At 70.4% G+C, this 20,240-nt stretch carries 22 protein-coding genes and 1 pseudogene; 13 read left to right on the plus strand and 10 right to left on the minus strand.

Annotation, left to right across the window (positions count from 1 at the left end; genetic code table 11):
* The first annotated feature begins 2 nt into the window (after positions 1 to 2).
* Genes JOM49_RS23880 through JOM49_RS23905 form a run of 6 tightly spaced genes read left to right on the plus strand, consistent with a single transcriptional unit; the run spans position 3 to position 3,944 of the window.
* A complete protein-coding gene (locus tag JOM49_RS23880; protein WP_209666468.1) occupies positions 3 to 572 on the plus strand; it encodes an ArsR/SmtB family transcription factor in 570 nt (189 codons plus the stop codon).
* Positions 569 to 1,777: an MFS transporter gene (locus JOM49_RS23885; RefSeq protein WP_209666469.1), complete on the plus strand. Its 1,209-nt coding sequence runs from the start codon at positions 569 to 571 to the stop codon at positions 1,775 to 1,777. The genes JOM49_RS23880 and JOM49_RS23885 overlap by 4 nt, the downstream gene beginning before the upstream one ends.
* Positions 1,778 to 1,807: 30 nt before the next feature.
* Complete coding sequence (locus JOM49_RS23890; protein ID WP_209666470.1) at positions 1,808 to 2,944, plus strand: M24 family metallopeptidase; 1,137 nt, start codon at positions 1,808 to 1,810, stop codon at positions 2,942 to 2,944.
* A complete protein-coding gene (locus JOM49_RS23895; protein WP_209666471.1) occupies positions 2,941 to 3,393 on the plus strand; it encodes an Lrp/AsnC family transcriptional regulator in 453 nt (150 codons plus the stop codon). Before JOM49_RS23890 ends, JOM49_RS23895 begins: the two co-directional genes overlap by 4 nt.
* Before the next feature lie 31 nt (positions 3,394 to 3,424).
* Positions 3,425 to 3,658, plus strand: coding sequence for a hypothetical protein (locus JOM49_RS23900; protein ID WP_209666472.1), 234 nt, complete (start codon positions 3,425 to 3,427; stop codon positions 3,656 to 3,658).
* Positions 3,645 to 3,944, plus strand: coding sequence for a DUF302 domain-containing protein (locus JOM49_RS23905; RefSeq protein WP_206807083.1), 300 nt, complete (start codon positions 3,645 to 3,647; stop codon positions 3,942 to 3,944). Before JOM49_RS23900 ends, JOM49_RS23905 begins: the two co-directional genes overlap by 14 nt.
* 265 nt (positions 3,945 to 4,209) lie before the next feature.
* Here JOM49_RS23905 and JOM49_RS23910 read toward each other — a convergent pair whose 3' ends face one another.
* Complete coding sequence (locus JOM49_RS23910; RefSeq protein ID WP_209666473.1) at positions 4,210 to 4,560, minus strand: MmcQ/YjbR family DNA-binding protein; 351 nt, start codon at positions 4,558 to 4,560, stop codon at positions 4,210 to 4,212.
* A gap of 58 nt (positions 4,561 to 4,618) precedes the next feature.
* Positions 4,619 to 5,218 carry a TetR/AcrR family transcriptional regulator gene (locus JOM49_RS23915; RefSeq protein ID WP_282768389.1) on the minus strand — a complete coding sequence of 200 codons (600 nt, stop codon included), beginning with the start codon at positions 5,216 to 5,218 and terminating at the stop codon, positions 4,619 to 4,621.
* A gap of 114 nt (positions 5,219 to 5,332) precedes the next feature.
* On the opposite strand from JOM49_RS23915, the pseudogene JOM49_RS43225 reads away from it, so the two are divergent.
* A pseudogene (locus JOM49_RS43225) lies at positions 5,333 to 5,875 on the plus strand (SGNH/GDSL hydrolase family protein); the annotation flags it as partial.
* A 24-nt stretch (positions 5,876 to 5,899) separates the two neighbouring features.
* On the opposite strand, the gene JOM49_RS23920 reads toward JOM49_RS43225, so the two are convergent.
* A complete protein-coding gene (locus JOM49_RS23920; RefSeq protein ID WP_245370825.1) occupies positions 5,900 to 6,742 on the minus strand; it encodes a MurR/RpiR family transcriptional regulator in 843 nt (280 codons plus the stop codon).
* A gap of 167 nt (positions 6,743 to 6,909) precedes the next feature.
* Here JOM49_RS23920 and JOM49_RS23925 point away from each other — a divergent pair, with 167 nt between their 5' ends.
* The 4 genes from JOM49_RS23925 (at position 6,910) to JOM49_RS23940 (ending at position 13,031) form a co-directional block, all read left to right on the plus strand.
* A complete protein-coding gene (locus JOM49_RS23925; RefSeq protein WP_209666476.1) occupies positions 6,910 to 8,301 on the plus strand; it encodes an MFS transporter in 1,392 nt (463 codons plus the stop codon).
* Positions 8,298 to 8,732, plus strand: a complete 435-nt coding sequence (locus tag JOM49_RS23930) for a GAF domain-containing protein (RefSeq protein ID WP_209666477.1) — start codon at positions 8,298 to 8,300, stop codon at positions 8,730 to 8,732. The genes JOM49_RS23925 and JOM49_RS23930 overlap by 4 nt, the downstream gene beginning before the upstream one ends.
* The gene (locus JOM49_RS23935; RefSeq protein WP_209666478.1) at positions 8,729 to 9,934 is read left to right on the plus strand and encodes a metal-dependent hydrolase family protein; all 1,206 of its coding nucleotides are present in this window, start codon (positions 8,729 to 8,731) and stop codon (positions 9,932 to 9,934) included. The genes JOM49_RS23930 and JOM49_RS23935 overlap by 4 nt, the downstream gene beginning before the upstream one ends.
* A 133-nt stretch (positions 9,935 to 10,067) precedes the next feature.
* A complete protein-coding gene (locus JOM49_RS23940) occupies positions 10,068 to 13,031 on the plus strand; it encodes a 3-keto-alpha-glucoside-1,2-lyase-like domain-containing protein (RefSeq protein ID WP_209666479.1) in 2,964 nt (987 codons plus the stop codon).
* Positions 13,032 to 13,115: 84 nt separating this feature from the next.
* On the opposite strand, the gene ssuE is transcribed toward JOM49_RS23940, so the two are convergent.
* The 4 genes from ssuE to JOM49_RS23960 form a co-directional block, all read right to left on the minus strand.
* Positions 13,116 to 13,667, minus strand: coding sequence for an NADPH-dependent FMN reductase (gene ssuE / locus JOM49_RS23945; protein WP_209666480.1), 552 nt, complete (start codon positions 13,665 to 13,667; stop codon positions 13,116 to 13,118).
* 21 nt (positions 13,668 to 13,688) lie between these two features.
* Complete coding sequence (locus JOM49_RS23950; RefSeq protein ID WP_209666481.1) at positions 13,689 to 14,915, minus strand: acyl-CoA dehydrogenase family protein; 1,227 nt, start codon at positions 14,913 to 14,915, stop codon at positions 13,689 to 13,691.
* Positions 14,912 to 16,051, minus strand: coding sequence for a dimethylsulfone monooxygenase SfnG (gene sfnG, locus JOM49_RS23955; protein ID WP_209666482.1), 1,140 nt, complete (start codon positions 16,049 to 16,051; stop codon positions 14,912 to 14,914). Before sfnG ends, JOM49_RS23950 begins: the two co-directional genes overlap by 4 nt.
* Before the next feature lie 239 nt (positions 16,052 to 16,290).
* The gene (locus JOM49_RS23960; protein ID WP_209666483.1) at positions 16,291 to 16,554 is read right to left on the minus strand and encodes a hypothetical protein; all 264 of its coding nucleotides are present in this window, start codon (positions 16,552 to 16,554) and stop codon (positions 16,291 to 16,293) included.
* Positions 16,555 to 16,783: 229 nt separating this feature from the next.
* Here JOM49_RS23960 and JOM49_RS23965 point away from each other — a divergent pair, with 229 nt between their 5' ends.
* Complete coding sequence (locus JOM49_RS23965) at positions 16,784 to 17,602, plus strand: excalibur calcium-binding domain-containing protein (protein WP_245369449.1); 819 nt, start codon at positions 16,784 to 16,786, stop codon at positions 17,600 to 17,602.
* Here JOM49_RS23965 and JOM49_RS23970 read toward each other — a convergent pair whose 3' ends face one another.
* From JOM49_RS23970 to JOM49_RS23980, 3 genes are all read right to left on the minus strand, one after another.
* Positions 17,603 to 18,409, minus strand: a complete 807-nt coding sequence (locus tag JOM49_RS23970; protein ID WP_209666484.1) for a glycoside hydrolase family 16 protein — start codon at positions 18,407 to 18,409, stop codon at positions 17,603 to 17,605.
* A gap of 94 nt (positions 18,410 to 18,503) precedes the next feature.
* Positions 18,504 to 19,154, minus strand: a complete 651-nt coding sequence (locus JOM49_RS23975) for a formylglycine-generating enzyme family protein (protein WP_209671531.1) — start codon at positions 19,152 to 19,154, stop codon at positions 18,504 to 18,506.
* A 35-nt stretch (positions 19,155 to 19,189) separates the two neighbouring features.
* Positions 19,190 to 19,669, minus strand: coding sequence for a GNAT family N-acetyltransferase (locus tag JOM49_RS23980; protein ID WP_209666485.1), 480 nt, complete (start codon positions 19,667 to 19,669; stop codon positions 19,190 to 19,192).
* Positions 19,670 to 19,728: 59 nt separating this feature from the next.
* Between JOM49_RS23980 and JOM49_RS23985 the strand changes: the two genes are divergently transcribed.
* Positions 19,729 to 20,223, plus strand: a complete 495-nt coding sequence (locus JOM49_RS23985; RefSeq protein WP_209666486.1) for a VOC family protein — start codon at positions 19,729 to 19,731, stop codon at positions 20,221 to 20,223.
* Positions 20,224 to 20,240 lie beyond the last annotated feature (17 nt).

Here is a 20,240-nt window from a genome sequence, read left to right on the forward strand (position 1 = left end):
GCATGGAACGGAAGACCGTCGAGCTGGACTCGCGCATGCTGCGGGCGCTGGCGCACCCGCTGCGGATGCGCCTGGTCGAACTCCTGCGCCGCGACGGCCCCGCCACGGCGTCCGGGCTGGGCAAACGGCTGGGGGAGAGTTCGGGCACCACCAGCTGGCACCTGCGCCAGCTCGCCGAGCACGGCTTCGTCGAGGAGGACGCCGAGCGCGGCAACCGGCGTGAGCGGTGGTGGCGGGTGGTCCACGACAGCTTCAACCTCAACGCGATGCGGTTCGCCGGCGATCCCGACCTCAGCGGCCCGCTGAACACCTACCTGATGAGCGCGGCCGAACGCCGCTACGACCGGGAAGCCTCGTTCTTCGCCAACGCCGAGCGGTGGCGCGACTCGTGGGGCGACGCGCCGGCGTTCAGCGACTACAGCCTTTCCCTCACCCCGGAGGAGGCGCAGGAGTTGTCCGCCGAAGTGGACGCGGTGGTCGCCCGCTACCGGCGCGCACCCCGCGACGGCGACACCGCGGTCGTCGCGCACTGGGCCGCCTTCCCCCGGGAACGCCACCCGGAGGAGCCGTGAACCGAGCACTGATCGCCCTCGTCTCCTCGACCGCGATCTCCTCGGTGGGCGCGGCGATGACCCTGGTCGCCGTGCCGTGGTTCGTGCTGGACACCACCGGCAGCGGCGCGCAGACCGGCATGGTGGCCGCGGCCGAGGCGGTGGGCCTGCTGCTCTCCGTCGCGCTCGCCGGGCCGCTGGTGGACCGGTACGGCGGGCGCCGGATGAGCGTGCTCGCCGATCTGTTCACCGCCGCCGCGGTGGCCGCGATCCCGTTGGCGCACAGCACCATCGGCCTGTCGCTGCCGGTGCTCCTGGTGCTGTCGCTGGCGATCGGGGCCGGCCGGTCGCCCGCCCGGACGGCGAAGCAGGTCCTGCTGCCGGTGACCGGGGTGCGGATCGAACGCGGCGCGAGCGCGCAGGAAGCCGTGCAGCGCCTCGGCGACCTGCTGGGCGCACCCGCCGGCGGCGTGCTGATCGCGGTGCTGAGCCCGCCTCCGGTGCTCCTGCTCGACGCCGCCACGCTGGTCCTCGCGGCTGCCCTGGTCGGCTTCTTCGTCCCCAGAGGACAGACGAGTTCGCGGCGGGGCAGCGGATATCTGCAAGAGCTTCGGGAGTCCGTGGTCGCGTTGCGCCGGGATCGGCTGTTGCTGGCGGTGTGCCTGATGTGCGCGGCCACCAACGCGCTCGGCATCGGGCTGTTCACCGTGCTGCTGCCCGCCTACGGCACCCTGGTGTGGCACGACAGCACGCTGGTGGGCCTGGTGATCGCGGGCAGCGGGGCCGGTGGCGTGCTCGGCTCGCTGCTGTTCGGCTGGCTCGGCAGGCGCTGGCGCCGCTGGCCCACCTACACCCTCTGCTTCCTGCTCTGCGGCCCGCCCGCGTTCGTGCTGATCGCCGCGGACCTGCCGCCCGCGGTGCTGGTGGCCGCGATCGCGCTGACCGCGATGGCGAACGGCCCGCTGAACCCGCTGCTCGCGGCGGTGAAGTTCGACCGGGTACGGCCCGAGCTGCGGGGCCGGGTGTTCGGCGCGATCAGCTCGGTGGCGCTGGCGGCGATGCCGCTGGGCAACCTGCTCGCCGGGGTGCTGATGGACCTCGCCGGGCTGACCGCGGCCTCGCTCGCGCTGGGCGGCGCGTACCTGCTGATCACCTTGTGCCCGCTGCTGTTCCGCGTCTGGCGCCAGCTCGACGCGCCACCACTGGTCGAGCTGGCGCCGAGGTGAGGTGGTCCGGACCAGGATAGGATTCCGGCCATGGCACGCCGATCCCTCCACACCCCAGCTCCCGACGCCGCCGCCCTCCGAGCCCGGCTCGACCGGGCGAAGCAGGCCGCGGCCGCGGCGGACACCGACGCGCTGGTGATCGCCCCCGGATCGGACCTGCGGTACCTGATCGGCCAGGCGGGCGGCTCGTTCGAGCGGCTCACCGCGCTGGTGGTCCCCGCCGAGGGCACCCCGGCGCTGGTGCTGCCGAAGCTGGAAGCCCCCGGGTACGCCGACGTGCCCACCGACGCGCTCGGCGTCGAACTGCACACCTGGGTCGACGGCGAGGACGCCTACCGCCTGGTCGCCGGCCTCCTCGGCAAGCCGGGCCGGGTCGCGGTCAGCGACTTCACCCCGGCGCTGCACGTGCTCGGCCTGCGTGGGGCGATCGCCGGTGCCGAGCAGGTGCTGGCCGGTCCGGTGATCCGCGAGCTGCGGATGCGCAAGGACGCCGCCGAGATCGAGTCGCTGCGCCAGGCGGGCGCGGCGATCGACCGGGTGCACGCCAGGGTCGCCGAGTGGCTCAAGCCGGGCCGCACCGAGGCCGAGGTCGGCGCGGACATCGCCGCGGCCATCGTGGAGGAGGGCCACAGCGAGGCGGCGTTCGTCATCGTCGGCTCCGGGCCGAACGGCGCCAGCCCGCACCACGACGTGTCGGACAAGGTCATCGAGGACGGCGACGTGGTGGTCGTCGACATCGGCGGCCCGCTGCCCGACGGGTACAACTCCGACTCCACCCGCACCTACGTGCTCGGCAAGCCGCGCGACGCGGACGTGGCCGAGACCTACGCGGTGCTGCAGCGCGCGCAGCGGGCCGCGGTCGAGGCGGTGCGCCCCGGCGCGACCGCCGAGTCGATCGACGCGGCCGCCCGCGACCTGATCGCCGACGCCGGTTTCGGCGAGTACTTCATCCACCGCACCGGCCACGGCATCGGCCTGGACGTGCACGAGGAGCCGTACATCATCAAGGGCAACGCGCTGGCGCTGGAGCCGGGCATGGCCTTCAGCGTGGAGCCGGGCATCTACCAGGCCGGCCGCTGGGGCGCGCGGATCGAGGACATCGTGGTGGTCACCGAGACCGGTGTCGAGTCGGTGAACAACCGGCCCCACGAGCTGGTCGCGCTTTGACCACGCCGCTGGAGCCGCTCGACCAGGCGATCGCGCGTGAGCTGGCCGCCGACGGCCGGTGCAGCTTCACCGACCTCGCCGAACGGGTCGGGCTCTCGGTGTCCGCGGTGCACCAGCGGGTCAAGCGGCTGGAGCAGCGCGGGGTCATCCGGGGTTATGCGGCGCGGCTGGACGGTGAGCAGATCGGCCTGCCGCTGACCGCGCTGATCTCGCTCACGCCGAACGACCCGGCCGCCCCGGACGACTACCCGACGCGGCTGCAGCACATCACCGAGATCGAATCGTGTTATTCGGTGGCCGGTGACGAGTCGTACATCCTGCTGGTGCGGGTAGCCTCTCCGCTGGGACTGGAAGATCTGCTGCGGCGGATCCGGGAGTCGGCGAAGGTGTCGACGCGGACCACCGTGGTGCTGTCCACACCGTTCGAGGGACGCTCGCCGACGCTCTGAGATCCGGCGGGTGAATGGTACGATAAAAGGTATGGCAACACGTAAGGTAACCCTCTCGCTCGACGCCGGAGCGCTCGAGTTCGCCGAACGGGCCGCGAAAGCCCACGGCATCTCCGTCTCGTCCTGGTTGTCGAAGGCCGCCCGCCGGGAAGCCGTCCGCACCGGGTACACCCCGCACATCGCACCCCCGCAGGTCGAGGCACTGGCGCTGGCCGACGAACTGGAACTGGCGAAGGCGGAGGAGGACCTGCGTGCGGAGGGGTGAAGTCTGGACGTACCACCCCCCGACCGAACCGGCCCGCCAGCGCAACGTCCTGCTGCTGTCCTCGGACGGCGTGAACGACTCCGAACGGCCGTGGCTGCTCGGCACCGAACTGCTCGACCGCGACCCCCAGGACATCCTGGGCGTGGCCGTGGACGGCCGGTACTGGATCTCCACCCTCAACCTGACCCGCCTCTACCGCCCCTGGCTGGACGAACGCGTCGCCGAGGTCGGCCTGGACGTCCAAGAACGCATCGACATAGCCCTACGCGCCGCCCTGGACCTCTGACCCCGCCCGAGTCCCACACTCGCGCAGCCGAACCCCACGTTCAGGCACCCGAACCACACATTCAGGCAGCCGAGTTCCACGTTGAGGAAGTCGAGTGCTGCACGCGGGTCGCCGAGGGCGACGTTCGCGCGACTGGCGTTCCGCGCGCGAGGGTGCGCCGGTGTCACGAATGTGGCTTTCGAGACGCCCGCCCGTCGCCCACCACCGCCCTCAACGGAGCTGCGCACTGTCCTCGTCGATGTCTCGAAAGCCACATTCGTGACAGTCAGCCCGCGGTGGGCCAGGGGGTCGCTTCGATGAGTTCCTCCGGGGCGGACAGGCGCCAGGCCTCGTAGACGAGCTCCGCCAGTTCGTCGGCGTCGATGCCGGACAGGTAGACCACCACCCAGCCGAAACCGCCGGTGGTGAACTGGACTTCGAACACCTCCGGCCGCTCGGCGACCAGCGCCTGCTGTTCGGACAGCGTCTGCTTCAGCCCGACCGTCTGCGTACGCGGCCAGTAGTACCCGAAACGCTTGCCGCGCACGCTGTACGAGGTGTATTCGCTGCCTTTCGCGCGCTCCACCTCGGCCAGCGCGTCCACCATGCGCTGGAACTGTTCACTGCGCACGCCCACGTCACACCCCCAGGAATCGAGGCCTCACAGTCTAGGCCCCGGCACCGACAGGAGTTGATCAAGGAGCCTGGAGCAGGCCGTCCACCACGCGGTGGACCTTCGCCAGTGCGTCCTCGTCGCCCAGGCGCAGGGCGGAGTTCGCCGCCAGGAGGACGGCGTCGAGTTGGAAGGCGGCGAGTTCGGGGTCGAGGTCCCGGATTTCTCCGGCTTCGACGGCGTGCCGCAGTTCGCCGGCGAGCAGGGTCTGCCAGTCGCGCTGGTCGCGGACCAGGGCATCGCGGATCGGGCCGGGTTTGCTGTCGAACTCGGCCATGGTCGCCGCCCGGAAGCAGCCGCCGGGGAACAGGGGAATGCCTGCGTACTCGGTCCACTGGGCGATCAGCGCGCGCAGCCGGGCGACGCCGTGCGGGCGGTTCGAGGCGGGCCGCACGACGGCGTCGAGAAAGGCTTCGCGCGCGGTCTCGACCGCCGCCAACTGCAGCTTTTCCTTGGTGCCGAACAAAGCTTGGACACCGCTCTTGCTCATGGCGAGTGTCGTGGCGAGGCGGCCGATGGTCACGCCGTTGAGGCCTTCGAGCGACGCCATGTCCACCGCGTGGCGGACGATCGACTGCCGGGAGCGGGCACCGCGGAGCAGTCGCCCATCGGAGGTGGTCACCGGTTCATCCTCGCACAAAGGGCCTGGCACAAACAATACGAACGGTCGTATGGTTACCTTGTGCTGACCGAACAGACCGACCCCTTCTGCTTGACCGCCGGCAAAGCGGCGCAGATGCTCGCCCAGGCTCCTTGGCGCCGCTTCGCCGTGGTCGGCGACAGCCTGGCCGCGGGCATCGGCGACCCGACTCCCGGGTATGCGCCGCTGCCCTGGGGCGACCGTGTGGCTGCCGCGCTCCCGCCGGATCCGGCCTACCAGAACACCGGCACGATCGGCGCGACCACCGGCCGCACCCTGGCGAACCAAGTGGACGGTCTCCTGGCCTTCGAGCCCGATCTGGTCCACATCGCCTGTGGTGCCAACGATCTCTGGCGACCGGAGCCGGATTTCGGGATCGTGGAAGGGAATCTGCGACGACTGTGCACCATCGCCGCCGGCACCGGGGCCCAGTTGACCACGTTCACCCTCGGCAGGGCGTTCACCGTGCCGCGGTTCCCCGATTTCCCCGAACGCGTCCGCATGCTCAACAAGCTCACCCGGGCCATCGCCGCCGAGCACGACGCCGTGGTGATCGACATGTGGGACCACCCGGTCAACGACCGCCCCGGGCTGATCAGCGCCGACGGCATCCACTTCGCCGGGGTCGGTCAGGCGGTGCTGGCCGCCGAGGTGGTGCGTGCGCTAGCCGGGCTGGTTCCGGGTCCCGCCGGGGCGGCGGTGGAGCAGGTCGAAGCGCGACCACATGGCCTCGGCCGCTTCGATCGACTCGCTGGTGCGAGCCGGGTCGACGGCCGCGAGCTGGGCGACGATCGCCTGGACCAGCGCCATGCCCGCGGTCAATGACGGGAAGAAGGTGACGCCTTCCGCGGGCACCATCAGCACCTGCTCCGCCGCGCCCGCCAGCGCCGGACTGGCCGCGTCGGTGACCGCGAAGACCCGCGCGCCGCGTCGGCGTGCCTCGTCCGCGGCGAGCACCGTGCTCTCGTACAGGCGCCAGAAGCTGATCGCGACGAACACGTCCTCGCCGGTCAGCTTCGCGGTGTGGTTGGCCAGTTCGGCGTCACCGGCCGTGACCGCCTGCACGTCGTACCCGGCCAGGCGCGCGTTGTGCGCGAAGGCGATGCCGACCGCGGCGTAGCTGCCGTCGGCGATCACCACGGTCCGCCGCGCGGCGGCGATCGCCTCGGCCGTGGTCCTGATGGCGTCCTCGTCGAACCGGCGGTTGAGCAGCGCGAGGCTGTCCAGGTCACGCCGCAGCGAAGCGGACGCGGGTGAGCCGACGCCGTTGTGTTCCTCGGCGACCTGCGGTGCGCTGAGCGAGGAGAGGTAGCGCGCCCGCAATTCCTGTTGCAGCGCGGGCCAGCCGGCAAACCCGAGTGCCTGCGCCGTCCTGGTCACCGTGGCCACGTTCACCCCGGCGAGCTGGGCCAGTTCGCCGGTCGAGCCGAACGACGCCCGGCGCGGCTGGGACACCAGCAGTTCCAGCACCGCGGCCGAGCGCGGCCGCAGCCCGCGCTCCGGCATCCGGCCCCGCAGCCAGCTTTCCAGGCCGTCGTCGGTCTCCGCGTCCGTCACGGGCTTCACGGTAACGCACGGTGCAGGCGCGACCGCAGTTGCAACAAGTATTGCAAATACCTGGAAATGCAGTATAGCTTGTCGGCACCTCGTTGGGCGGACACGAAGGGCGCGCTATGACGCTCCTGGCACGACTCGACCGGCTCCCGCTGAGCCGTCCCCACTACAAGCTGCTGCTCATCGGCGGCCTCGGTTACACCTTCGACGGCATGGACTCGGCCGTGGTCGCGTTCCTCCTGCCCTCGGTCAAGGAGGTCTGGGACCTCAACAACGGCCAGCTCGGGCTGATCGGCTCGGCGACGCCGTTCGGCTTCCTCTTCGGCGCCGTCGCGGCCGGCCTGCTCGGCGACCGCATCGGCCGCAAGAAGGTGATGATGTACGCGCTCGCCTTCTACGCGGTGTTCTCCGTCATCGCGGCCTTCTCGCCGAACTACGAGATCTTCCTCGGCGCGCGGGTGCTGGCCGGGCTGGGCGCGGGCGCGGAAAGCGCCATCATCGCGCCGTTCCTGTCCGAGTTCGTGCCCGCGAAACGCCGTGGCTGGTTCGTCGGCGCGCTCGCCGGGTTCTTCTCGTTCGGCTTCGTCGCCGCCGCGCTGATCGGCCGGTTCGTCGTGTCGGCCTCGCCGGAGGGCTGGCGGATCGCGCAGCTGATCACCGCGCTGCCGATCGTGATGCTGTTGTGGTGGCGGCGATCCCTGCCGGAGTCACCGCGCTTCCTGCTGACCCAGGGACGGGAGGCGGAAGCCGAACAGGTGGTCCTCAAGCTCGAACGCGACGTCGAACGCGCGACCGGGCGGACGCTGCCCCCGCCGGAGCCCGCCACGCTGCAGCCCGCCACCGAGACGCCGAAGGTCAACCTGCTCACCGCGCTGCGCTTCCTCTGGAGCCGGGCGATGCGGCGGCGGACGGCGGTGATCTGGACGGTCTGGTTCGTGATCACCTTCTCCTACTACGGCTTCTTCTCGTGGATCCCGACGCTGCTGGTCGAGCGCGGCATCACGGTGACCAAGAGCTTCGAGTTCTCCATCATCATCTACCTGGCGCAGATCCCGGGGTACTTCTCGGCGGCCTGGCTCTCGGAGAAGCTCGACCGCAAGCAGACGATCGCGCTGTACCTGACCGGCTCGGCGGTCAGCGCGTTCTGGCTGAGCCAGATGGACGCGCCGTGGTCGATCACGCTGGCCGGCGCGGTGTTGTCGTTCTTCCTGAACGGCACCTACGCCGGGGTCTACTCCTACACCCCCGAGGTGTTCCCGACCTGGATCCGCGCCACCGGCACCGGGTTGTCCAGCGCGTTCGGCCGCGTCGGCAGCATCCTGGCGCCGACGATCATCGGCCTGTCCGCCGCCAGCCTCGGCTTCGGCGGGGTGTTCGGCCTGACCACGGCGGTGCTCGGCGCCGGGGTGCTGTGCGTGCTGGTGTTCGGGCTGTCCACCGCCGGGCGCTCGCTGGAAGAACTGACCGAACACGGCGCCGCCGTGTCGACCGCCGAGGAGATGACCAAGTGACCTCTCTGTCCACTCTGGAGGATCGGGTACGCGCGGAGGTGGGCGTGGAACTGTTCACCGTGCTGGCGTGGATCCCCGAGCGCCAGGCGCTGCGCCGGGTGCACAGCAGTCATCCGGCGGAGTACCCGGTCGGCGGCGAGAAGACCGTGGAGGTCGCCCGCGGCTGGCTCGACGAGTGCATCACCGCGCAGCGGCCGTACTTCGGCCCGGACGAGAAGGCGGTGCGGGAGATCTTCGCCGACCACGAGCTGATCGCCGGGCTCGGCTGTGGCGCGGTGATCAACGTGCCGGTGGTCGACGAGGACGGCCGGACGCTCGGGGTGCTCAATCTCCTTGACGCGGAGGGAAAGTACGGCCAGGCCTCGGTCGATGCGGCGGTGTCGCTGGCGCCGCTGGCCGTGCCCGCGCTGCGCGACGAGGTGGTCCGGTGAGCTCGCTGCTGCTGCGCAACGCCCGCCTGCTCGACCCCGAGGTGGGGGAGTACGTCGAAGGCGACCTGCGGTGCGCCGACGGACGGATCGCGGAGACCGGCCCGAACCTGAAAGCCCCGGACATCCGCACGATCGATCTGCGTGGCGCGGTGGTCGTGCCGGGCCTGATCGACGCCCACGTGCACGTCACCGCGTCGACCGCCGACCTGGGCTCGCTGCCCGCGCAGTCACCGTCCTATGTGGCCGCGCACAGCATGAACACCATGGGCCGCATGCTGGATCGCGGGTTCACCACCGTTCGCGACGCGTCCGGGGCCGACTACGGCCTCGCCGACGCGCAGGCGGAAGGGCTGTTCCGCGGTCCGCGCCTGCTGTTCTGCGGCCGGGCGCTGAGCCAGACCGGCGGCCACGGTGACAGCCGCGGCCGGGGTACGCACCGCCACGACGACCACCCGTGTTGCGCCGGGCTCGGCCGCATCGCCGACGGTGTGGACGCGGTCCGCGCCGCCGCGCGCGACGAACTCCGCAAGGGCGCGCACCACATCAAGGTGATGGCGTCCGGGGGAGTGGCGTCGCCGACCGACCGGATCGACTCGCTGCAGTACTCCGCCGACGAACTCCGCGCCATCGTCGAGGAAGCCGAGGCCGCCAACCGGTACGTCGCCGCGCACGCCTACACCGCGCGCGCGGTGAACCGGGCGCTCGAACTGGGCATCCGGTCGATCGAGCACGGCAACCTCATCGACGACCGCAGCGTCGAGCTGTTCCGCGAGCACGACGCGTTCCTGGTGCCGACCCTGGTGACCTACTGGGCGCTCAAGGAGGAGGGCCGCGAGTTCGGGCTGCCGGAGGCGAGCTGGCGCAAGGTGGACGAGGTGCTCGGCGCCGGGCTCGAAGCGCTCGAGCGCGCGGCCCGCGGCGGGGTCAAGATCGTCTACGGCTCGGACCTGCTCGGCGGCATGCACCGGCACCAGAACCACGAGTTCCGGCTGCGGGCGCAGGTGCAGCGCCCGCTCGATGTGCTCCGGTCCGCGACCTCGGTCGCCGCCGAGCTGACCGGTCTGACCGGGGAGATCGGCACGCTGGCCCCGGGGGCGCACGCGGACCTGCTGGTCCTCGACGGCGATCCGCTCGAGGACATCGGGGTGCTGGCGTCGCCGGAGCGGTTCCGCTTGATCGTGCAAGGCGGCATCCCGGTCTGAACAGCCCAGCCCAGCGCGGCCGTTCGGTGCACTTTCACTGGTTCAGTGCATACTTTCGTTGACTTGTGGCGAAAGTTCTCTCTACTGTCTTGTGACCTGAGTAACAAATCCGGTCCCCCTGGAAAGAGAGAACATGCGTCTTCCAGTGCTGTTCGCCGCGTTGCTCGTCGCCGGTTCGGGGCCCTTGCTGGTGCCCGGACCGGCGGCGGCCCAGATACCACCCCAGGAACCAGGGGTGACCCTGCGCGTCTACGACGTCCAAGTCGGGCTGGACAAGCTGTGCACGCTCAAGGCGGGCCAGACGCCCAACATCGACAAGCTGATGCCGGTGATCGACTTCTCGACCACCGACGACTTCGGCATCGGCGACAACTTCGTCTCCGAGGTGACCGCGAACCTCAACGTGGCCACCGCCGGCACCTACAACTTCCGGCTGACCAGCGACGACGGCTCCCGGCTGCGCATCGATGACAACGTGGTCATCAACCACGACGGCCTGCACTCGCCGACCGCCAAGGACGGCTCGGCGCAGCTGACCGCCGGCTACCACGCCCTGCGCATCGACCACTTCGACGCCACCGTCGACCAGGTGGTCCGCCTCGAATGGCAGCCGCCGGGCGCGTCCGGCTTCAGCGTGGTCCCGAACTCCGTGCTGAGCACCGACGCCGACGTGGTCAGGGTGACCGCGCCCGGGCGCAAGGACTGCGAAGCGAGCGGGGACAGCCCCGGCGACGGCGTGCCGCTGACCGGGGTGCACCCGAACTTCACCCTGACCAACCTGCGCCCCAACGGGTTCGAGCCGCAGGTCAGCGCGATGGACTGGCTGCCGGACGGCAGGCTCGCCATCGCCACCTGGGGCGGCACCGACAACGAGCTCGGCGAGGTCCACCTGCTCAGCGGTGTCTCCGGCACCACCGACCCGTCGAAGGTGCGCACGCAGAAGATCGCCGAAGGGCTCAAGGAGCCGATGGGGCTCAAGTACGTCGACGGCAAGCTCTACGTCTCGGAGAAGACCGGGCTGACCGAGCTGAACGACACCAACGGCGACGGCGTGACCGACGACTACCGCACGGTGGCGACCTGGCCGTTCGGCGGCAACTTCCACGAGTTCGCCTTCGGCCTGCTCTACCGGGACGGGTTCTTCTACCTGAACCTCTCGGTGTCGATCAACTACGGCGGCGCCACCACCGACCCGCAGCCCGCGCCGAACCGCGGCACCACGATCAAGGTGAGCAAGGCGACCGGCCAGGTGTCCTATGTGGCCGGTGGGCTGCGCACCCCGCACGGCATCGGCTGGGGCCCCGAAGGCGACGTGTTCGTGACCGACAACCAGGGCGGCTGGCTGCCCTCGTCGAAGCTGGTGCACGTCAAGCAGGACCGGTTCTTCAACCACTACATGAACCCCGACGGCCCGTTCGACAACCGCGCGGTGACCGCGCCGGCGTTGTGGCTGCCGCAGAACGAGATCGCCAACTCGCCGAGCAACCCGATCCAGCTGCCGAGCGGCCCGTTCGCGGGACAGCTGGTGTTCGGCGACGTGACCTACGGCGGCATCCAGCGCGCCTACCTGGAGAAGGTCAACGGCGAGTACCAGGGCGCGGTCTTCCGCATGACCCAGGGGCTCGAAGCCGGGGTGAGCCGGATCAGCCTCGGCCCGGACGGCGCCATCTACACCGGTGGCATCGGCGCGGGCGGCAACTGGGGCCAGCCGGGCAAGCTGAGCCACGGCCTGCAGAAGCTGACGCCCAGCGGTACCGGTGCTTTCGACATCCTCGCCATGCGCGCGGTCGAGGGCGGGTTCGAGCTGGAGTACACGCAGCCGCTGTCGAACGAGACGGCGCAGGGGCTCGCGGCGAAGTACCAGGCGTCGCAGTGGCGCTACGTGCCGACCGCGGACTACGGCGGCCCGAAGATCGACGAGCAGACGGTCCAGGTCTCGTCGGCCTCGCTTTCGGCCGACCGCAAGAAGGTCACGCTGCAGATGCCGGGCCTCAAGGCGGGTCACGTGGTGCACGTCCGTTCGCCGCGTCCGTTCGCGGCGGAATCCGGCGCGTCGCTGTGGAGCACCGAAGCCTGGTACACGCTGAACTCGCTCGTCGGCACCGCACAGGCGACCGAGTATGAGGCGGAAACGGCCGGGCTGAGCGGTGGCGCGGGGGTCAACACCAACCACCCCGGCTACTCGGGCACCGGTTTCGTGGACGGCTTCTGGAACTCGGGCGCGGCCGCCGCGTTCACCGTGAACGTGCCGTCGGCGGGTGACTACAACCTCGGGCTGCGGTACTCGAACGGCCCGGATCCGTTTACCGGCAGCAAAACCGTGAGCGTCTACGTCAACGGGACGAAGGTGCGGCAGACCCGGCTGGCGAGCACGGCCAACTGGGACACCTGGGTGACGCACACCGAGGCACTCGGGCTGCGGGCCGGGAACAACACGGTGACCTACAAGTTCGACAGCGGGGACGACGGCAACGTCAACCTCGACAAGCTCAGCCTCACCCCGGTGCAGCGCGTGGCGCTGTTCAACGGGTCCAATCTGGACTCGTGGGAGAAGCGGTCCGGTGGCGCGGCCACCTGGCCGGTCTCCGGCGGCTCGATGGAGTCGCTCGGCGGTGACATCCGCACCAAGCAGAAGTTCGGCGACTTCAAGCTGCACGCGGAATGGCTGGAGCCGCAGTACCCGTCGAACGTGACCGGGCAGGCACGCGGCAACAGCGGGGTGTTCCTGCAGGAGCGGTACGAGGTGCAGGTGCTCGACTCCTACGGGGACACGACCCTGGCCGCCGACGAAGCCGGTTCGATCTACTCGAAGCGGGCGCCGGACAGCAACCCGGCGGCGGCACCGGGCACCTGGCAGACCTACGACATCACCTTCCGCGCCGCGCGGTTCGACGGCGCGGGCAAGAAGATCGCCAACGCGCGGGTGACGGTGGTGTGGAACGGGGTCGTGGTGCACAACGACGTCGAGATCGACGGGGTGACCGGGTCCGCCAGCCTGCCGGAGGGCCCGACACCGGAAGCCGTCTACCTGCAGGACCACGGGGACGCGGGGGAGAACCCGCGTTTCCGGAACCTGTGGATCGAGCCGCTGGGCTGACCCGCCGGCCGTAGCGGCGACACGAATGTGGCTTTGGGGGCGGAATCGGCCCCCAAAGCCACATTCGTGTCCCTCAGGTCCCCGTCACGACGTGGGTACCAGGGGGCGGCGGGCGGCAACCGCGCCGGAGAACGCATCGACCACCCGGTACAGCTCGGCGGCGGTGCCCTGGTGCACGCGCAGCCCTTCGGGGGCTTGCTCGAGGTGCTGGTCCAGCACGAACCAGCCGGGCACGATGTGGTCCGCGCCGAGGGAGGACAGCACCGGGCGCAGGGCGTAGTCGATCGCGAGCACGTGCGCGGTGGTGCCGCCGGTGACCACCGGCAGCACCACCTTGCCCGCGAGCGCGAACTGCGGGAGCAGGTCGAGCAGCAGCTTGAGCACCCCGCTGTACGCCGCCTTGTACACCGGCGAGGCGACCACCACGCCGTCCGCCGCGGCGATCGCCTCGACCACGCTGGCGATCTCCGGGTGCGCCGGATCCGCGCGGACCAGCGGTTCGGCGGGCAGGTCGCGGACCCGGACCGCGCCGACGGTGTGCCCGTGGGCACGCAGCCGGCCGGCCAGGTGATCGGCCAGCGCGGCGGTGCGCGAGACCGCCGACGGACTGCCGGAGAGCACGAGAATCGACGACATGACGGACCTCCGCGGCTTCGCTCAGGTGTACCAGGTCGGCTCGGGCAGTTCGCCGAGCAGCGCGTACCGCCCGACCTCGGCGCGTTTGTAGGCCACCGGGTCGTGCAGGCTGTGCGTGCGGATGTTGCGCCAGAAGATGTCCAGCCCGACCGAGTTCGCGCTGGCCCTGGCCCCGGTCACCTCGAACACGCGGCTCCCGATCTCCAGGCCGGTGTCGATCGCCCGCTGCTTGGCCGCGGCGATCACCACCGCCGCCTCGCCTCGTTCGCGTTCGGTGACCGAATCCGCGTGCGCGTTGATCGCCTCGATCGAGGCGGCGGCGCGTTCCGCGAGCGCTTCGGCGGCCCACAGCTTGGCCTGCAGATCGCCGTAGGTCTCCAGGATGTAGAACTCCTCGGTGGCCGAGTCCTTGTTGTCACCGCCGTAGGGCCACGGCCGGGTGCGCTCGCGGGTGTAGGCGGTCGCCGTGGTCAGCGCGCCGCGGGCGATGCCGAGGTAGAAGTTGGTGAACACCAGCTGGATCAGCGGCACGTTGAGGGTGTTGTAGGTGCGTGGCTGGAACTGCTTGCCCACGTACCCGGCCGCCTGCGCCCACGGCACCCGCACGCCCCGGATCTCGACGCTGCCGCTCTCGGTGAGCTGCTGCCCGAGGTTGTCCCAGTCGTCGTTGAAGACGATGCCCTCCTGCGCGGACGGCACGATCGCGAAGATGTGCTTGTCCGTGCCGGTGAGCACGCCCTCCAGCACGGTCACGTCGGAGACCTTGCTGCCGGTGGAGAAGGACTTGCGGCCGTCGAAGACGAGTTCGTCGCCCTCGTCGGTGATGGTGAGGTCGTTGTCGCGCGGGTTGACCGCGCCGCCGAAGAACCAGCGTTCGCGGGTCGCCTGCTCTTCGACCGCGGCGATCTGCTCCGGGGTGGCGACCAGGCGCGCGGCCCACGCCCACAGGTAGTGGTAGCCGATGAGCTGGCCGATCGAGCCGTCGCCGGTGGCCACCTCGCGGATCACCCGGTAGGCCGTGGTCCAGTCCTGCCCGCCACCGCCGTGCTCGGCCGGGCCCAGCAGGGTGACCAGCCCGGCGTCCTTGAGCAGTCGCACCTCGGCGTGCGGGGTGCGGCCCGCCCGCTCACGTGCCACCGCGTCGGCGGCCAGGATGGTGGCGACCTCGCTCGCGCGGGCCACCCAGCCGGCGGAGTCGGCCGGTGCGGGCCGCGCGGCCCAGTCGACGCTGTGTTCGGTGGTGGTCATCGGAGTCCTCCCACGGGTTCCGGGGTGCCCGCGCCGGGGACCAGGCCGGCCTCCAGCTCGCGGACGATGGGCAGCACGTGCGTGCCGAAGTATTCGACCTCTTCGAGGTAGTGCAGGAAACCGAGCAGGAGCAGGTTCACCCCGCGCCGCTTGTACTCGACGATGCGGTGGGCGATCTGCTCCGGGGTGCCGATCAGCTTGCTGCGGAAGCCGTCGTTGTACTGCACCAGGTCGTCGAACTCCGAGTCCGACCACATCCCGCGTTTGTCCGAAGTGGAGCTTCCGGCCTGGCGGACCGCGTCGCGGAAGCCGTGCACCGCCTCGACGTCGGCCTTGGCGACGATCTCGCGCAGGGTGTCGCGCGCCTCGGCCTCGGTCTCGCGGGCGATGAGGAAGGCGTTCAGTCCGAATCGGACAGTCCGGTCGTGCGCCTGTGCGGTCTGGCCGACTTCGGCTATCTGTTCGCTGATCCCGTCGAAATCCTTGCCGTTGCTGAAGTACCAGTCCGAAACGCGGCCGGCCATCGCCCTGGCGGCGGTGGAATTGCCGCCCTGGAAGATTTCGGGGTGGGTGCGGCCGGGCACGTCCACCGGTTTCGGTTTGAGGTCGTAACCGCGCAGGCGGTAGAAGTCACCGGCGAATTCGGCGTGCTCCTCGGTCCAGGCGGCGCGGAGCACCCGGATGAATTCTTCCGAGCGGCGGTACCGCTCGTCGTGTTCGAGCCAGTGCTCGCCGAGTGCGGTGAATTCGCCTTTGAACCAGCCGCTGACCACGTTGACCGCGGCGCGGCCGCCGGAAAGGTGGTCGGCGGTGGCGATCAGCTTGGCCAGCACGGCCGGGTGCCACAGGCCGGGGTGGACCGCGGCGATGACCTTCAGCCGTTCGGTGGCCAGCAGCAGCGCGAGGCTGAAACTGGTGGACTCCTGCTGGTAGGCGGCGCCGTAGCTGGCCATGTAGCGGACCTGGGAAAGGGCGTAGTCGAAGCCGTTGTGCTCGGCGAGCACGGCGAGACGGCGGTTGTAGTCGTAGCTCCAGTCGGTGCGCTGCTCGATCTTGCTCGTCACCAGGCCGCCGCTGACGTTGGGCACCCAGTAGGCGAACCGCAGTGGTTCGTCGAGGGGGTGTTCGGTGGGCATGCGAAAGCTCCCCGGGGTGGAAGGGTTCTGTGAGGTGTCGCCGGACCGCTCAGCGCGGACAACCCTGTCCGGCGATGTGCGCGAAATCGAGATGGCGCCGCCGGGTGAACCGCCACCGGTGCATGGACATGTGCGGAGTTTAAGCACGGCGGGAGAAAGTGGTCCATCGCCCGTCCACGTCCCGGGACGGCATTCGCATCGGGGGAATTGCCGCGTACGCTTCGTGGCGCGCGCGTATTTCAGTCCACAGTGGAATGAGGACCGCCGCTGCGCCAGCCGTGCACCAGCGCCCCGGCCCCCACCGAGCCGAACACGAAGCCGAACGCCGCCGAAGCACCTCCGAAGAGAGCGACGACCGTCAGGAACATCAGGCACAGCCCGATGCACATCGTCGCCCAGGCCGTCCAGGTGCGGGCGTCGTGCGGCCAGGCGACCCCGGCTTTCGCGAAGTGGCCCGAGCGCGGCGGATCGATCGGCTTGACCAGGTCCGACATCGTGGCCACCACCTTTTCCCCTTGTGTGTGAGGTCGGGTGGTGCGGCCGAATGTGACACCGGGAATGTGCCTCTCACCCGTTCGCGTGAGAAACCGGTACTGAGTGCAGAAAATCGAGCAAGCTAGCGCCGAAAGGGTGAACAAGCAGCCAGGATCGCGCCCGGGCGTAACAATCGGTAGTCGCCGGACGAGGTAACCGAGCGTAAGAACAGCGCCCCGGACGCGAGGAACGATCGCCATGAGCACCACGAAACCCGGCCTGCCCCAGTCGCCGATGAAGCGCATGCCGAAATGGCTCAAGATCACGCTTTCGGTCTTCGCCGTGTTGTTCGTCCTCGCGCTCATCTTCGGGGAATCCGCACCCGAGAAGCCGGCGCCACCGGCCGCCGCGCCGACGACCACCACGTCCACGCCGGCGAGCAAAGTGCCGCAGCCCGCCGAGTACGTCGTCGCCGGCGTCGAGGACGGCGACACCGTCGAGCTGACCGGACCCGCCGGGACGATCTCGGCGCGCATCCTCGGCATCGAGACCCCGCCGCCGACCGGCGACAGCTGCTTCCGCGACGAGGCCTACCAGTGGGCCAACCTGGCGCTCTCCGGCAAGGAAGTGACGGCCGTGGTCGACGAAGTCCAGCGGACCGTAGTGTCCCTGGTGCTTGCGGACGGCACCGACTACGTGACCCAGACGCTGCAGACCGGCCGGGCGAAGTTCGCCGCCGACGCCGCGCTCGGCACGGCGGCGGCCGGGCTCCGGACGGCCGAAGCGGCGGCCAAGGCCGCCGGGCTCGGGTTGTGGGCGCAGCCGTGCGGCGGGGTGATCACCAGCGCGCCGAAGCAGGCCGCCGTGCCGCAGCCCGCCCCCGCACCCGCACCCGCGCCGACCAAGCAGGCCGCCCCGCCCAAGACCACGGCCCCGGTCGAAGCGCCCGAACCGGCCGCCGCCTACTACAAGAACTGCGACGCCGCCCGTGCCGCCGGGGCCGCCCCGCTCAGCGCGGGCGACCCGGGGTACAGCTTGAAGCTCGACCGCGACAAGGACGGCATCGCCTGCGAGTGATCAGGCGCGCGAGCGGCCGACGTAGACGTTGCGCGCCCGGTAGTAGGTGTCGCCGGACGGCCCCGGCGACCCGGACGAACCTTCCATCTGCAGGTTCAGGATGAGCCACATCGGCTTGTTCACGAAGTTCGCGGCGCGGTGCTGGCCGACCCAGTTGCCGTCGAGGTAGTAGTGGATATCGGCGTCGGTGGCGCTGACCTTCGCGATCCACGCGCGATAACCGTGCCATGAGCCCGGGTTGCTCACGTTGACGACCGTGCTGGACCAGCCGCCGCTGGCGTTCTTGTAGGTGTTGAACCAGTTCCGCGCGTCGCCCTTGTATTCGAGGATGTCGCTCTCCGGCGGCCAGCTGGTGGCGCCGGTCAGCCAGAACGCGGGCCAGGTGCCGCGGGCCGACGGCGCCTGGAACTCGCCACGGACCTCCCACTGCGGGAACTGGTCGCTGACGACCACCTGCTGCTTCGCGTGCAGCGTCCCGGAGTGGTAGTGGATCGGCAGGTACGGGTCCTTGCTGCTGGTGCCCTCGTCCCAGTTGATCCGGCTCGCCTTGAGCACCAGCACGCCGGAACCCTCGAGGTACACGTGGTTGTGGTCGGACGCGCTGCCGTACATCCGGGCGGTGCCGTTGTGGTCCGAACCCCACGGGTACCTGTAGTGCCACGCCGATTCCAGTGCCGGATACCCGGAGAAGCTGCCGCTGAGCACGGTTTCCCAGGTGGCGGCCGCGGCCGGGCGGAGACCGCCGGCCGCCACGCCGAGCAGACCGGCGGAACCGGCGATGAGGAAGCGGCGTCTGTCCGTTGCCATGACTCGACCTCTCTGTCGATCGGGCAGGTGGAAAGCGCTTTCAGCCTGGTGCCGGCCGGGCCGGGGCCGCAATCCGCCGGTCAGGTGTGAGCGCTCACAAAGTCTGGGACCGCGCGAGCCGGAAGCCGACGTCGTCGACGGTGAAGGTCGGGTGGCTGCGGCGCCGGACCGAGGCGCGGCAGCTCCAGTGCTCGTCGAACCAGCCGCCGCCGCGGAGCACCCGGTAGGTGCCGTAGACCTCCGCGTCGTAGACGTCCCAGCACCACTCCCACACGTTGCCGAGCGTGTCGTGGAGCCCCCAGGCGTTCGGGCGCTTGCCGCCGACCTCGTGCACGCGTTCCCCGGAATTGCCGCGGTACCAGGCGATCTGATCGATCGGGCCGTACCGCGCCTCGGTGCTGCCCGCGCGGCAGGCGTGCTCCCACTCGGCCTCGGTGGGCAGGCGGTAGCCGTCGGCGGCGGTGTCCCACTCGACGTCCTCGGCGTCCGCTTCGAGGCGGTAGGCCGGGGTCAGTCCCTCGCGTCCGGACAACGCGTTGCAGAACCCGACCGCGTCCAGCCACGACACGCTCTCCACCGGCAGCCGGTCACCGGTGGCGGCGCTCGGCCGCTTCCCGGTCACCGCCGCGTACAGCTCCTGCGTGACCGGGACCGCCGAAATGCGGTAGGCCTCCAGCGCCACCGGCCAGCTGCGCTGGGTCCGGCGGTCGGCCAGGGTCACCCGGCCCGGCGGGATCGCGATCATCGGTTCCACGGGCGGCGACTCTAGCGCGGTGGCGCTCAGAGCTCCCGGAAGTACCGGGCGATCGGCAGTGGCGTGAAGCCGTTGCGCTCGTAGGTGCGGCGGGCCGGGGCGTGGCCGGGGTCGCCGCCGGTCTCCACCATGGCCAGCGTCATGCCGTGTCCGGTGAACCACCGCACGGCGTGTTCGGTGAGCGCGGAGGCGACGCCCGCCCGCTGGTGGTCCGGGTCGACGGCGATCATGTGGATCTCGCCGATCCGTTCGTCGTGGTCGAGCCGGGCAGCGGCGAAACCGGAGACGGACGAGTCGGCCTCGGCGACCCAGACGGTGAGGTTCTCGTCCTGGCAGGCCGCTTCCACCGCCTGCCGCTGGTCTGCCCGCCAGTCCTGGTGCATCACCGCGAACAGGCTGCCGAGCGCCTGCTCGAGCGAGGCGAAGACCGGCGCCCACGCACGCAGGGCCAGTGCGGTCACCGCGTCCTGGTCGCCGGGCTCGAAGGCGCGGATGGTGTGGCGCATGCCCCATGGTCGCATTCCGGCTTGACCCTGACCCTGCAGGAGCCTTGAGGGTGATCGGCATGAGCGAGTTCAAGAGCCCCGTCCCGATGCCCGGCCCCGGCGTGACCGCGCCCGAGCCCTATCGGGAGTTCTACGGCATGCCGATGTTCGTCATCCTGCCCACCGCCGACGTCGAGGAGTCCAAGGATTTCTGGATCCGCGGCCTCGGCTTCATCGACCTCTTCTCCGCCCCGGAGAACCAGGTGGTCCACCTGCGGCGGTGGGCCTTCCAGGACGTTCTCCTGGTGCCAGGGGAGCCGATGCCCGAACCCACCCTGATGAGCACCAGCTTCTCCTGCGTGCTCGACGAGATAGAGCCGATCGCCGCGCGCTGCGAGGAACTCCGGCCCGGCAGCACCACCGCCCCGGTGGAGCAGCCGTGGAACTCGGTCGAGCTGACCGTGCTCACCCCGGAGAACGCCCGCGTGGTGATGACCGCCGCCCGCCGGATCGATCCGGACAGCCCCGTGGCCGACCACCTGCGGGAAATGGGTATCGACCTCCCCCGCGGATGAGTACCGCGTATCCGGTG

This window comes from Amycolatopsis magusensis, from assembly GCF_017875555.1.
In the GTDB taxonomy this organism is placed as follows: Bacteria; Actinomycetota; Actinomycetes; order Mycobacteriales; family Pseudonocardiaceae; genus Amycolatopsis; species Amycolatopsis magusensis.

What these genes read in the sequence shown, in the direction of transcription:
- JOM49_RS23970 (WP_209666484.1), bottom strand. Translation starts at nt 18,409, where the DNA reads ATGGCAACGGACAGACGCCGCTTCCTCATCGCCGGTTCCGCCGGTCTG.
- JOM49_RS23880 (WP_209666468.1), top strand. Translation starts at nt 3, where the DNA reads ATGGAACGGAAGACCGTCGAGCTGGACTCGCGCATGCTGCGGGCGCTG.
- JOM49_RS23975 (WP_209671531.1), bottom strand. Translation starts at nt 19,154, where the DNA reads ATGATCGCGATCCCGCCGGGCCGGGTGACCCTGGCCGACCGCCGGACC.
- JOM49_RS23950 (WP_209666481.1), bottom strand. Translation starts at nt 14,915, where the DNA reads ATGACCACCACCGAACACAGCGTCGACTGGGCCGCGCGGCCCGCACCG.
- ssuE (WP_209666480.1), bottom strand. Translation starts at nt 13,667, where the DNA reads ATGTCGTCGATTCTCGTGCTCTCCGGCAGTCCGTCGGCGGTCTCGCGC.
- JOM49_RS23980 (WP_209666485.1), bottom strand. Translation starts at nt 19,669, where the DNA reads ATGCGCCACACCATCCGCGCCTTCGAGCCCGGCGACCAGGACGCGGTG.
- JOM49_RS23965 (WP_245369449.1), top strand. Translation starts at nt 16,784, where the DNA reads ATGAGCACCACGAAACCCGGCCTGCCCCAGTCGCCGATGAAGCGCATG.
- JOM49_RS23940 (WP_209666479.1), top strand. Translation starts at nt 10,068, where the DNA reads ATGCGTCTTCCAGTGCTGTTCGCCGCGTTGCTCGTCGCCGGTTCGGGG.
- JOM49_RS23920 (WP_245370825.1), bottom strand. Translation starts at nt 6,742, where the DNA reads ATGCCGGAGCGCGGGCTGCGGCCGCGCTCGGCCGCGGTGCTGGAACTG.
- JOM49_RS23890 (WP_209666470.1), top strand. Translation starts at nt 1,808, where the DNA reads ATGGCACGCCGATCCCTCCACACCCCAGCTCCCGACGCCGCCGCCCTC.
- JOM49_RS23900 (WP_209666472.1), top strand. Translation starts at nt 3,425, where the DNA reads ATGGCAACACGTAAGGTAACCCTCTCGCTCGACGCCGGAGCGCTCGAG.
- sfnG (WP_209666482.1), bottom strand. Translation starts at nt 16,051, where the DNA reads ATGCCCACCGAACACCCCCTCGACGAACCACTGCGGTTCGCCTACTGG.
- JOM49_RS23985 (WP_209666486.1), top strand. Translation starts at nt 19,729, where the DNA reads ATGAGCGAGTTCAAGAGCCCCGTCCCGATGCCCGGCCCCGGCGTGACC.
- JOM49_RS23925 (WP_209666476.1), top strand. Translation starts at nt 6,910, where the DNA reads ATGACGCTCCTGGCACGACTCGACCGGCTCCCGCTGAGCCGTCCCCAC.